7 protein-coding genes are annotated in these 12,532 nt (G+C 68.9%); 2 read left to right on the forward strand and 5 right to left on the reverse strand.

Annotated elements, in window-relative coordinates:
* Positions 1-56: 56 nt before the first annotated feature.
* Positions 57-1,724, reverse strand: coding sequence for an alkaline phosphatase family protein (locus tag NP80_RS02600; protein ID WP_035948111.1), 1,668 nt, complete (start codon positions 1,722-1,724; stop codon positions 57-59).
* Between the two features lie 236 nt (positions 1,725-1,960).
* Between NP80_RS02600 and NP80_RS02605 the strand changes: the two genes are divergently transcribed.
* On the forward strand, positions 1,961-2,182 hold the full coding sequence (locus NP80_RS02605; RefSeq protein ID WP_006397340.1) for a hypothetical protein: 222 nt from the start codon (positions 1,961-1,963) through the stop codon (positions 2,180-2,182).
* Between the two features lie 76 nt (positions 2,183-2,258).
* On the opposite strand, the gene NP80_RS02610 is transcribed toward NP80_RS02605, so the two are convergent.
* Positions 2,259-6,053, reverse strand: a complete 3,795-nt coding sequence (locus NP80_RS02610) for a DUF748 domain-containing protein (RefSeq protein ID WP_045593010.1) — start codon at positions 6,051-6,053, stop codon at positions 2,259-2,261.
* A gap of 149 nt (positions 6,054-6,202) precedes the next feature.
* Positions 6,203-7,630 (reverse strand): DUF1254 domain-containing protein, encoded by a 1,428-nt coding sequence (locus NP80_RS02615; protein ID WP_006410955.1) that lies wholly within the window; start codon positions 7,628-7,630, stop codon positions 6,203-6,205.
* Between the two features lie 405 nt (positions 7,631-8,035).
* Here NP80_RS02615 and NP80_RS02620 point away from each other — a divergent pair, with 405 nt between their 5' ends.
* Complete coding sequence (locus tag NP80_RS02620) at positions 8,036-11,590, forward strand: heavy metal translocating P-type ATPase (RefSeq protein WP_080939072.1); 3,555 nt, start codon at positions 8,036-8,038, stop codon at positions 11,588-11,590.
* Positions 11,591-11,684: 94 nt separating this feature from the next.
* On the opposite strand, the gene NP80_RS02625 is transcribed toward NP80_RS02620, so the two are convergent.
* Positions 11,685-12,164, reverse strand: coding sequence for a GNAT family N-acetyltransferase (locus NP80_RS02625; RefSeq protein WP_006407915.1), 480 nt, complete (start codon positions 12,162-12,164; stop codon positions 11,685-11,687).
* A 117-nt stretch (positions 12,165-12,281) separates the two neighbouring features.
* Entirely contained in the window at positions 12,282-12,434 is a 153-nt protein-coding gene (locus NP80_RS31350) for a hypothetical protein (protein ID WP_006397347.1), read from the reverse strand.
* Positions 12,435-12,532: the final 98 nt, after the last annotated feature.

Genomic DNA, 12,532 nt, shown 5'->3' on the forward strand with positions numbered 1-12,532 from the left:
TGCGATGGAATTCAACCCGCGCACCGCCGTCGACACGCGATGGACCGCCGCCGCGCTCAACGCTCGATGCCGAGCCCCGGGAGCACGCGCGTGTTCTCGGCCACGACCGCCTGCAGCAGCCGCGGCTCGACGCCGAGCAGCGCCAGAATCGTCGGCGCGACCTGCGTCGTGCCCACCACGTCGCTCACCGTACGCGCGCGATGCAGGCCCGGATACGATACGAGCAGGCCCAGATGGCTGTCGTCCGGCGCGTTGCCGCCATGCTCTTCATCCTTCTTCGTGCTCGACGTGTAGATCACGCCCGGGTTCGGCTGGACGATGATGTCGGGCGTACGGCCGTTCGCCGGATCGCCGAACCGCTCGGCCAGCGCCGCGCCGTACAGCACATAGGCCTGCGGGCCGTCCGCGCAGATGCCGGGCGCGTTGCAGCCGAGATTCGCGTTCAGCGTCTGCACCACCGCCGTACGCTGGCTGCGGTCGCGCAGCCAGATCAGCCCGACGTCGTCCGTCTGCACGAAGCCGGTGCCGGCGAGACCCGATCCGTCGTTCGGGTTGCCCGTCTTCGTGTTGTTCTGGCCGAAGTTGCCGTTCGGATCGAGATAGCCGTTCGCCTCGAGCAGCTTCGTCAGCGTATCGCCGTGCTTCACGAGCTTCGTGCGATCGGTCGGCGACTGCCCGTGCTTCGCCGTCACGATCACGGCCGTCGACGTGTAGAGGTTGTGCTGCTTCAGCGCGCCGACGATGCGGCCGATCGCATCGTCCACGTACGTGATCGCGTTCGCAACCTGCCCGTTCGGCGTGAAGTTCGCGTCGAGATAGCCGCCGCCGGCCGCGACCGGCGCCTTCTGCGCGACGCTCAGCGTCTGGAAGTTCGCGCCGAACAGCGTCGGCACCGGCGCGTTCTTCGTGCCCGTCGAATCGCGGCCGTCGATCTGGTTGATCAGCGCCTGCACGTGCAAATTGTCGAAGCGCGCCGTATGCGAATAGACGTCGGTGTAGTCGGTGCCCGTCGCCGGATCGATCGAGTTGATCTCGGTGCGCGCGAGATCGTCGACGCCCGTGCCCGACGGGCCGTTCAGCCAGTCGTAGCCCCACGCGTGCTTGTCGGCCCACGCGGTGCGCGCGTTCGGCACCGCGGCCTTCACGGCCTCGAACACCGTGTTCGTCTTCACGTAGTCGTGCGGATAGACCGGCACGCAGCGGCCGTTCACGCGTGCGTGCGGAATCGCCTGCGGATTGAATGCACCGCCGCCGTCGAGATGCACGAGCGCGCCGCCGTTCTGCGCGTCGATGCCGGTCGTCTCGTCGAACACGACGTTCCAGCCCTGCTTGCCCGAGCAGGTCGTGTCGCTCGGCGCGTAGAGGTTGCGATCGTACGACACGTCGTAGAACAGGCCGGCCGTCTTCGGCGAGCCGCCGGTCACGAGCGCCGCGAGCCCCGGAAACGAATCGGACAGCCCGGGCGTGTACGCATTCGTATAGGTGACGCCGCTCTGCGCGAGCACCGCGAGGTTCGGGCACGTGTTCGCGCCGATGCAGCGCGCGAGATCCTGCTCGTGCAGGCCGTCGATGCTGAGCAGCAGCACGTGCTTCACGACGCGGCGCCCGTGTGCCGAGTCGCCGGCTGCGCCGTCCTGCCGGGCGTGCGCGCCCACACTTGCCAACGCGAGCGCGCCGGCCACCATCACTGCGATATGTCGCTGTTTGCCGAAGAAAGACCTCATCACCCCACCTCATCGATTGATCGTTGGACCGCGTGACTTGCCGTCAGGCGCGCCAAATATCGCCGCGCTCTGCGGCGGTCCGATGAAGTACGGCTTTCTGTTCTCTATCAAACGTAACGAATCGCAACGCCACGACGTGGCGGCGCGACCACGCGCCGCGCCCCCGGGATTTTTGTCCGGTTGGCACGCCAGTATTGGCGTGTGATAAAGGGTTTTCCCTGATTCGGAGCCCGACAATGTCGACCCTGGAAGCATTGCGGTTCGTGCTCGACGACCCGCGCACGCCCGAGATCATTCGCCATCACGTCGTCGACGCGTTGCAGTACGCGTTGCGCAACTACGGCCAGGTATTTACCGCGAAGGAAGTCGAGTGGATCGCGCAGTGGGACGATGCGCGTCTGCCGCTGAGCGCGCGAAAGGAACTGGAACGGCGCGAGCCGACGGTCGCGCTGCGCTAGGGCCGCGCGCGGCGCACGACCGATCGATGCGCGCGACCGCGTCGGAAGAAGCCGACGCGGCCGCGCAGCGGCACGCTTACTGCAGCCCGAAGTCGACGCGCGTCGTGGCGCCCTTGTCCTCGATGCCCTTCGCATCGAGCTTCGGCGCGACGACGAACACGCGCTTCGCGTCGATCTTGCCGTCGAGATACTGACGCACCGCCTGCGCGCGCTGCTGCGCGAGCGCGCGCAGCGCATTGTCGTCCGCCGGTGCGTGCTCGGCGAGCGCCTTTTTCATGTCCGCTTCGGGCAGCGTCTTCTGCAGGCCGATCAGGTTGCGCGGCTTCTTGAAATCGGCCGCCTTGTAGGCACGCGTCAGATACTTGTCGTATTCGCCGGGCTCGACGTTCACCGTCATCGGGTCGATGCTCTCGCCCTGCCCGACGACGTCCTTCAGCTTCTGCTGACGAACGAGCCGGTCGACATACGCGGTGCGCAGCCCCGGCGTGTCCTTGTCGGCATCGACGCGGCCGATCAGGTCGAGCCGGATCGACGGCTTCTCGGTCAGCATCTTCACGACCGTGTCGAGCTTCTTCTGCTGCGCATCGGTCAGCACCGCGGAGCCGGGTGCGAACTCGACGTAGCCGAGATCCTCGCCGCCGCTGCCGAACGCATGCGCGAGCAGCGAGAACGGCGACGTGACGGCCTTCGCGATCAGGTTCAGCAGCGCGCGCCAGATCAGCCCGCCGACGCTGAACTCGGGATTCGACAGCGATCCGGACACCGGCAGGTTCACGTCGATCTCGCCGCGCGTGTTCTTCAGCAGCGAGATCGCGAGCTTCACCGGCAGCTTCGTCGCGGTGTCGTTGTCGATGTGGTCGCCGAACGTCAGCTGGTCGATGAAGATGTGGTTGTTCGCCTTCAGCTGGTCGTTGGCGAGCTGGTAGTGCAGGTCGACGTTGAGCTTGCCCTTCGTGATCGGGTAGCCCGCGTACTTCGCCGAATACGGCGTGAGGTTGGTCAGCTCGATGTCGTGGGCGGTCGCCGTGAGATCCAGCGCCGGCTTGTCGATCAGCGGGTTCACCGAGCCCTTGATCGAGATCGGCCCGTTGCCGGCGAGGTTCGCGGCAACGTCGACCGGCGCGGACGTCGTCGAATCGGTGCCGAACGCCCCGACGGTCCCCTTGATCGCGACGAGGTTCGCCGTGTAGTTCGGCTTGATGAAGTTGTCCGTGTACGTGACACGGCCGTTCTGCAGCACGAGCTCGCCGAAATGCATGCGCACCGGACGCTGCGGCGCGGGCGCCGCCTTGACCACCACCGTCGCCGACGCGGCGGCCGGCGCCGACGCCTGCTGCGCGGCCGCGGCCGAGGCGGCCTGCGCCGCGGCCGGCGGCGTGACGCCCGGCGACAGCGGCACCGGCTCGCTCTTGCTCGCATCGCGCGTGAGCGACTGCGCGGGGCCCGTCTCCTTCGCGACGATGTCGTTCAGGTTCAGGCGCCCTTGCGCATCGAGCAGCACGCGGCCGTAGAAGTTCGAGAACGTGACGCGTGCGGCGTCGACGTCGGTGCCCTTGTCGTCGTAGTTCGCCTTCAGGTTCGTCAGCGCGAGCGAGCGCCAGCCGGCGAACGGATCGGACGTCGCCTTGTCGAGCATCCGCACGTCGACGAGCGCGACGTTGCCGCGATAGGCCGCGCGCATCGTGTCCTTCGCCTGCGCGAACGTCAGGTTGCCCTGCGCGTTGAGCAGCGCGCTCGCGATCGTCGCGTTCAACGCGCTGCCGAAATACGGCTCGAACGCGGCCGCATCGACGCGGTTGCCGTCGATCTTCAGCGCGATCTTCAGCGGCTGCGCGGTCACGTCGCCCGTGACGTTCAGCGAACCCTTGCGATTCAGCGTCGCCTTCAGCTGCACGGGCAGCGGCTTCGTCATGTCGTCGCCGAGCTTCTGCACCGACAGATCGAGCGGCTTGATCGCGAGCTTCACCGGACGCGGCGTCGACAGATCGGTGAAGTTCGCGGATGCCTCCTTCACGTTCAGCGCATCGATCCGGTAGTGCCACGACGGCGCGGCGGCCTGCGCCTTGCGCGCGACCGTGCGCTGCGGCACCGCCGGCTGCGCGGGGCTCGCGAACGCCGCGAGATCGATGTTGCCGTTCTTCAGACGCTTCACGTCGAGCGCGAGCCCGTGCGCGTCGACGCTCGCAATCTCGGCGGTGCGCGCGGCCACGTCGACCTTCGCGATCTTCGCGCGCGCGTCGGGCAGCACGATCGCCGGCGCCTTCGCATCGGGCGTCGCGAGCTTCAGCGACTTCAGGCTCAGTTCGCTGTCGGCGACCTGCGCGTCGAGCGGCGTCTTGCCCCAGTCGGCCTTCGCGTTGATCGTCGCGCCGAGCGCGCCGTCGAGCACGCGCGCGCGCGTCGCCTCGCCGAGATACGGCTGCAACGGCGCGAGCGCGAGCGCATCGACGACGAGCTTCGTGTCGACCTGCTTCGCCGCGACGTCGACCGTGCCTTCGGCCTTCAGGTCGCCGCCGCGCGACAGCGATGTCGACAGCGTGTATTTCGCGGGCGTCTTGCGTTGCAGCGCGAAACCGTCGAGCGTCGCGGCGAGCTTCGTCAGCGCCAGCGCGGTCGGCGTCGCGGGAACGCGGTCGTCGAGGTTCACCGTGCCGCCGCCGATCGCGACATGACGAATCGTCAGGTCGAGCGGCGGCGTCTTCGTGTCCGCGGCCTGCGCGCCGCTCGCCGCGGGCGTGCTCGCGGCGGCGGCCGCCGCGCGCGAGGCGCCGTTGGCAGCGGCCGATGCCGCCTTCGGCGCGGCGGCCGGCGAGCCCGCGAGCTTTTCGACGTTCAGCACGCCCTGCTTGTCGCGCGACAGGTCGATCACGGGCCGGTCGAGCCGGATTTCGTCGAAGTGCATCGCATTGCGCAACGGCTCGAGGCCGGCCGCCGCGACGTGCACGCCGCGCGCGGCGAACAGCGGCTCGGACGCCGGGCCCGTGACCTTCGCGTCGGTCAGGTCGACCGTGCCGGACACGCGCAGCGCGGGCGTATCGCCGCTCATCACGAAGTTGACCGAGAGATCGCTGCTCAGCAGGCCGCTCGTCACGGCGACCGGCAACTTCGCGGGGACGTACGAGATCAGCTTCGGCACGTCGAGCCGATCGAACTTCAGCGCGATTTCCGATTCGCGCGACTGCGCGAACGGCTTCGTCTTGCCGTCGATCGCGATCGGGCTGCCGTCGAACCGCATCCGCAGCTTCGGTTCGACGAAGATGTCGGTCTTCGACGGCAGCGTCGCGATATACGGCACGCCGAGCGTCCACTCGTCGACGACGTGCTTTTCGTTCAGCAGCCGATCGTCGAAATCGATCCGGCCGTTGTTGATCTGGATGTTCGACACGGAGAACAGCGTCGGCTTGCTGTCGGGCTTCGACGGCGTCGAGAACTTCTCGATCAGGTCGGTGAAGTTGAAGCGCTGCGCGTCGTAGCGGACGATGCGAAAGCGCGGCGAATCGAGGCGGATCTCGTTGACGATCGGCGCACCGCGAAACAGCGACGTCCACGACGGCCGCACGACGAGCTTCGCAATGTCGATGAAGTCGCCCTGTCCGCCGTGCTCGCCGACATGGATGCTGTCGGCTTCGAGGTTCAGCGTGTACGGGTTCAGCGCGATGCGCCGGATCGTCGCGGGCCGGTCGAGCTGCTTGCTCAGTTGCTGTTCAGCGATATGGCGGATCAGCGGCGGCGCCGCGAAGAATCCCAGCAGGCCGAACAACACGAGGAAGATCAGGATACCGAGGCCGATGCGTCGCGTGCGGCGCGAGCGGGCGACGCCGCCGAGGGCATGGAGGGTCGTGGAAGGGATTTCTTTATCTGGGCTTGCCATGCTGGAATGCCTCGGAAACGGATACCGGGTCGCGCCGGAATCCGGCGCGCCCGAGCCTGTTGTTCCGAGAGTATAGGCTCAGAGGATGACGGGACGCGCATGCGTGCGCCCGCCGCGGGCCGTATGGGACCGCGGCGGCGTCCGCTCGTTCACTTGCGCACGACGGCCGGCGGCATCCACGATCCGTCGGTGGCCTGCGGCTTCGGCGCATACAGCCGCAGCGCGAGCGCGAAATCGGCGCGCGGCGCGGGCAGCCAGTTCGCCGCGCGCGCGCCGCCCGGCACCGCCGACACGACGATGTCGACCGATCCGTCGTGGTTGCGGCGCAGCCGGTCGCGATCGCCGAGCGAACGGCGCGCGGAGCCGACGTCGGGCAGCGCGCCGCCCGGCGTGTACGGCGTGAGCGTCCAGAAGCCGCGCACCGGCGGCAATGCGCCCGGCGCGAAATGCAGCACGTAGCGGTTCGCGCCGTTCAGCGGCTGGCCGTCGCTGTCGACGCGGACGATCGCGATCGTCTCGTCGTCGCGCGTCGCGGTGCCGAACTGCGTATAGGCCGCATACGCGCGCAGCGCATAGTCCTGCCCGTACTTGCCGGCCGTATCGCCGATCCAGCTCCAGCCGTTCGCGCTCAGCAGATTCGGCGGCGGCGCCGTGAGCCGCGCGCGCCCCTCGTCGACGCCGGCCGTCGCGGCCGTCAGCCGGTCGCCCGTCCACTGCACCGGATTGCCGGCCGACACGCCGATGTCGTCGAGCAGCTGCTGCGCGTGCGGATCGTCGTCCGGCGCCGGGTTGTCCTGCAGCGCACGCGCAAAGCGCGTGAAGAACGCCTTCGGATCGAGCGCGGCGACCTGTTCGGCCGGCGTGCCGCCCGTCAGCGCGTCGGCCGGTGCACTGCCCGTATGAACGGCGACCGAGGCGCCGCGCGCGTCGCCCGTGTAGACCGACAGCGGCACGATGCGCATCGCGCGCTGCAGTTTCTTCACGGCCGTGAGGTCGCGTCCGCCGCTCGTCTGCAGTCGTACTTCGAGCCACGCATAGCGCGTCGGCACGTCGACCCGCACCGCACCCTTCGGCAGCGTGCCCTGCCAGTCCTTCGCGACGAAGGCAATCGTTTGCGACCGGCGGCCGCCGCGCGCCGCCGCGCTCGAGGCCGACCACAGCACGTTGGTCCACATGTCGAGCGCGCGCGCATCCCAGTACCGGCCGCGCGTGTCGGGCAGCGTGACGATCACCGGCTCGGCCGCGACGTCGAGCCAGCCGGTCGAGTCGAGCGTATCGACGCCCGGCAGCGGCGGATTCACCGCACCGACCGGCGGCAGCGCCTGCGCGTGACGCAGCGTGTTCAGCGGCGCCTGGCCGGGTTGCGCGCCGTCGCCGCCTGTCGCGGCGTCTTTCGCGACGTCCATCAGCACGAGCGGATACGCATAGACATAGGAATCGGCGACTTCCGTACGCATCCAGCCCGTCTTGCGCTGGATCGCGTCCGGTTGCGACGCGCATCCCGCGAGCAGCGCCGCCATGGCGAGCGACGCGCACGCGCGCCGCAGAGAAAGGGATTCTCGAAGGTGTTCAATCATCGATTACTGGCCGAATATCGTTCTTTTCCGTCAACGCCATGTTCGGTTCGCGAACGGCGCGTGAGCGACGCCGGCGCGCGCGGACGGCCGCTGGTCGGCACGGCGCGCGGGTGTCAGGCCGGTATCATAGCGCCTAAGGGCATCCCCCAATATGCCCGAAGACACATTGGACAGTAGCCGCGGTGTCGGCGCGGCCGCGTGGAATCGGCTCGCGGGCCGCGCGGCATGCATCGGGCGGCGTCGATTCCGGGCGAGCCGGGTGCGCTGGCCCGGCGCGTGCCCCCGCGGTTGCCCCGTGGTTGCCCCGTGAGGCAACGCGTCGTCGCCGATGCTTGACCTTCCCATCATGGGAATGTTGATACTGGGAACCAATCGCGCGACGAACCGCGCCTTGGGGGAATCCGAATGACTGAATCACTCGCATCCGCGTCGCTGCATACGATCGAACTGGGTGTCGACGGCATGCACTGCGGCGGCTGCACCGGACGGGTGCAGCGCGCGCTGGGCGGCGTGCCGGGCGTCGTCGACGCGACGGTCGACCTGGAGCGGCAGGCGGCCACGATTACCGCTCGCGAGACTGTGGAGCCGGCGCGGCTCGTCGATGCGGTCGGCGCCGCGGGTTATCGCGCGACCGTGCGCGACGCCGTCGCGGGAAGCGATGCGATGGCGGCGCAGGCGAAGCAAGATGCGCGACCCGGGGCGGCGGCGACGGTCTTGCTCGACATTGACGGGATGACGTGTGCGTCCTGTGTGTCGCGTGTCGAAAAGGCCTTGGCGAAGGTGGCAGGCGTCACGCACGCGTCGGTCAACCTCGCAGCCGAACGCGCGACCGTCGAAGCGTCCGCCGAGGTTTCCGCCGCGCGGCTCGTCGAGGCAGTCGAACAGGCAGGCTATCGCGCGACGCTCATCGAATCGGCTCCGGCGGCCGTGACATCCCAACCGATCGACCATAAAGCTGCGCACAGCGTCGAACTCGACATCGATGGAATGACCTGCGCATCCTGCGTATCGCGTGTCGAAAAGGCCTTGGCGAAGGTGGCAGGCGTCACGCACGCGTCGGTCAACCTCGCAGCCGAACGCGCGACCGTCGAAGCGTCCGCCGAGGTTTCCGCCGCGCGGCTCGTCGAGGCAGTCGAACAGGCAGGCTATCGCGCGACGCTCATCGAATCGGCTCCGGCGGCCGTGACATCCCAACCGATCGACCATAAAGCTGCGCACAGCGTCGAACTCGACATCGATGGAATGACCTGCGCATCCTGCGTATCGCGTGTCGAAAAGGCGTTGGCGAAGGTGCCAGGCGTCACGCATGCGTCGGTCAACCTCGCAACCGAACGCGCGACCGTCGAAGCGTCCGCCGACGTTTCCGCCGCGCGGCTCGTCGAAGCGGTCGAACAGGCCGGCTATCAGGCTACGCCCGTCGAACCAGCTCCATCGGCCGCAACGTCCCAACCGATCGACCATAAAGCTGCGCACAGCGTCGAACTCGACATCGATGGAATGACCTGCGCATCCTGCGTATCGCGTGTCGAAAAGGCGTTGGCGAAGGTGCCAGGCGTCACGCATGCGTCCGTCAACCTCGCAACCGAACGCGCGACCGTCGAAGCGTCCGCCGACGTTTCCGCCGCGCGGCTCGCCGAAGCGGTCGAACAGGCCGGCTATCGTGCGACGCCCGTCGAATCGGCTCCGTCGCCCGCACGCTCGACCTCCGCGGAGCGCGAAGCCACGCACAGCATCGACCTCGACATCGGCGGCATGACCTGCGCGTCCTGCGTATCGCGCGTCGAAAAGGCGCTGGAGAAAGTGCCGGGCGTCACGCACGCGTCGGTCAATCTCGCGACCGAACGCGCGTCGGTCCGGGCCGCCGGCCCGCTCGACGCCGACGCGCTGATCGCGGCGGTCACGAACGCCGGCTACCACGCGGCACCCGCGCCAGCGCCCTCACCCGCAGCCGACGCGAAGGCCGCCACTTCGTCCATCCCCGCCGCACCCGACCGCGACGCGCGCAAGCGTCAGGAAGCACTGCGCGAGCGCAATCTCGTGATCGCGTCGGCCGTGCTGAGCGCGCCGCTCGTCGCGCCGATGCTCGCCGCGCCGCTCGGCATCGACGCGATGCTGCCCGGCTGGCTGCAGCTCGTCCTCGCATCGATCGTCCAATTCGGCTTCGGCGCGCGCTTCTACCGCGCCGCATGGCATGCGGTGAAGGCGCGCGCCGGCAACATGGACCTGCTGGTCGCGCTCGGCACGTCGGCTGCGTATGGCCTCAGCCTGTGGATGCTGCTGCGCGACCCGGCGCATCCGGGCCATTTGTACTTCGAGGCGTCCGCCGTCATCGTCACGCTCGTGCGTTTCGGCAAGTGGCTCGAAGCGCGCGCGAAGCGTCAGACGACCGATGCGATCCGCGCGCTCAACGCGCTGCGGCCCGATCGCGCGCGCATCGTCGACAACGGTGTCGAGCGCGACGTGCCGCTCGCGCAGGTGCGTGTCGGCACGATCGTCAGCGTGCGGCCGGGCGAGCGCCTGCCGGTCGACGGGCGCGTCGTGTCGGGCCGCTCGCATGTCGACGAATCGCTGATCACGGGCGAAAGCCTGCCCGTTCCGAAGGACGACGGCGACGCCGTCACGGCCGGCTCGATCAACGGCGAAGGCGCGCTCGTCGTCGAGACGACCGCGATCGGCGCGGAAACGACGCTCGCGCGCATCATCCGCCTCGTCGAATCCGCGCAGGCGGAAAAGGCGCCGATCCAGCGCCTCGTCGATCGCGTCAGTGCCGTGTTCGTGCCGGCGATCCTCGGCATCGCGGTGCTGACGCTCGTCGGCTGGCTGCTCGCCGGCGCCGGCGCGGAAACCGCGATCCTCAACGCCGTTGCCGTGCTCGTCATCGCGTGCCCGTGCGCGCTCGGCCTCGCGACGCCTGCCGCGATCATGGCCGGCACCGGTGTCGCCGCGCGGCACGGCGTGCTGATCAAGGACGCGCAGGCGCTCGAACTCGCGCAGCGCGCGACCGTGATCGCATTCGACAAGACCGGCACGCTGACCGAGGGCAAGCCCTCCGTCACGGCTTTCGACCCGGTCGACCTGCCGCGCGACGACGCGCTCGCGCTCGCGGCGGCCGTGCAGCGACACAGCGACCATCCGCTCGCGCGCGCAGTCGTCGCCGCGTATGACGCGCAGCGCAACGCGCAGGCCGCGCCCGTCGCGACGGACGCACGCGCGGTGGCCGGACGCGGCGTCGAAGCGCGTGTCGACGGCCGACTGCTCGCGCTCGGCAGCACGCGCTGGCGCGACGAGCTCGGCATCGTCGTGCCGCCCGCGCTCGACGCGCGCGCGGCCGAGCTCGAGCGCGCGGGCAACACGATTTCGTGGTTGATGCACGCCGATGCGCCGCGCGCCGCGATCGCGCTGATCGCGTTCGGCGATACCGTGAAGCCCGGCGCGCGGGACGCGATTGCCGCGCTCGCCGACCGGCACGTCGCGAGCGTGCTCGTCACCGGCGACAATCGCGGCAGCGCGGCGGCCGTGGCTGCGGCGCTCGGCATCGGCGAAGTGCATGCGCAGGTGCTGCCGGACGACAAGGCGCGCGTCGTCGCGTCGCTCAAGCGCGAGCACGGCGGCGTGGTCGCGATGGTCGGCGACGGAATCAACGATGCGCCCGCGCTGGCCGCAGCGGACGTCGGGATCGCCATGGCGACCGGCACCGACGTCGCGATGCATACGGCCGGCATCACGCTGATGCGCGGCGACCCGGCGCTCGTCGCCGACGCGATCGACATCTCGAAACGGACGTACCGGAAGATTCAGCAGAACCTGTTCTGGGCCTTCGTGTACAACCTGATCGGCGTGCCGCTCGCGGCGCTCGGCTGGCTGAATCCCGTGATTGCGGGCGCGGCGATGGCGTTCTCGAGCGTCAGCGTCGTGACGAACGCGTTGCTGCTGAGGAGATGGAAAGGACGCGCGCGGTGATGCGGCGAGGGATGGCCGCGCACGAGCGGGCGCCCGCACGCGCAATCGAGCGCAGCGTATCGGACACGCGAAGTGCGTGCCCGAATCGCCGCGGCTAGCTCGACACGACCGGCTTGATCAGCGTCGTCGTGATCGGCACGAAGCCGCACGCGCGATAGAGCGCGCGCGCCGCGACGTTGTGATTGAACACCGAGAGCCCGATTTCGGTCACGCCATAGCGGCGCGCCTCGGCCTCGAGCGCCTCGAGCACGCGCGTCGCCCAGCCTTGGCGGCGCCGCGACGGCACGATATCGAGGTCGTAGATGAACAGCGTGCGATGCGGCCCTTCCGTCACGATCGCATACCAGAGGTCGCCGACCGTCTCGCCGCTCGTCGAATCGACGAGCGAGACGAGCGTCTGGCCGGGGGTCGACAGGCCGTCCGGCAGCAACGTATCGAAGCAGCGCTGCGCACGCGGCGCGGCGTCGTCGGTCGGGTTCTGGCCGGAGGCAACGAGATCGCGCGCGTAGCCTTCGATCGCACGCGCGCGGTAGGCGCGGAATTCGCCGGCCGTCATCGGCCGCATCTGCAGCATCGCGCGTTCGTCCGTGTGAGGAATCGAACTCCCAGTGTAGCGGGCGCATCGCGCCGGCGCAGCGCACGGCAGCGGCATGCAGACGCGGCGAGCGCCGCGAATCAATGCATCAGTCGATTAGCGACGGTACAGGCACAGCGGCGCGTGCGAGCGGCGCACACGGTCTGCTTCCGCACGACGGGCCACGTACGAATATTCCGCGTCGAGCGGAAGGTGCGGCGAAACGAACAGATCGTCGATCTTTTGCAGCAGCGCGAAGATGAAGCTCATGTGAAACTCCTGACAGATAGGCTAGGGTTTTCCCTTAGATGTTTCGTATTCTAAGGGTTTTCCCTAGACTCTGCCAGCGCGCGCAGCAGTTTGCCGCA

The sequence above is a fragment of the Burkholderia multivorans ATCC BAA-247 genome, assembly GCF_000959525.1.
GTDB classification, from domain to species: Bacteria; Pseudomonadota; Gammaproteobacteria; order Burkholderiales; family Burkholderiaceae; genus Burkholderia; species Burkholderia multivorans.

Excerpts from the sequence above, each read along its gene's own strand:
- NP80_RS31350 (WP_006397347.1), bottom strand. The coding sequence starts at position 12,434 with ATGAGCTTCATCTTCGCGCTGCTGCAAAAGATCGACGATCTGTTCGTT.
- NP80_RS02625 (WP_006407915.1), bottom strand. The coding sequence starts at position 12,164 with ATGCTGCAGATGCGGCCGATGACGGCCGGCGAATTCCGCGCCTACCGC.
- NP80_RS02610 (WP_045593010.1), bottom strand. The coding sequence starts at position 6,053 with ATGGCAAGCCCAGATAAAGAAATCCCTTCCACGACCCTCCATGCCCTC.
- NP80_RS02600 (WP_035948111.1), bottom strand. The coding sequence starts at position 1,724 with ATGAGGTCTTTCTTCGGCAAACAGCGACATATCGCAGTGATGGTGGCC.
- NP80_RS02620 (WP_080939072.1), top strand. The coding sequence starts at position 8,036 with ATGACTGAATCACTCGCATCCGCGTCGCTGCATACGATCGAACTGGGT.
- NP80_RS02615 (WP_006410955.1), bottom strand. The coding sequence starts at position 7,630 with ATGATTGAACACCTTCGAGAATCCCTTTCTCTGCGGCGCGCGTGCGCG.
- NP80_RS02605 (WP_006397340.1), top strand. The coding sequence starts at position 1,961 with ATGTCGACCCTGGAAGCATTGCGGTTCGTGCTCGACGACCCGCGCACG.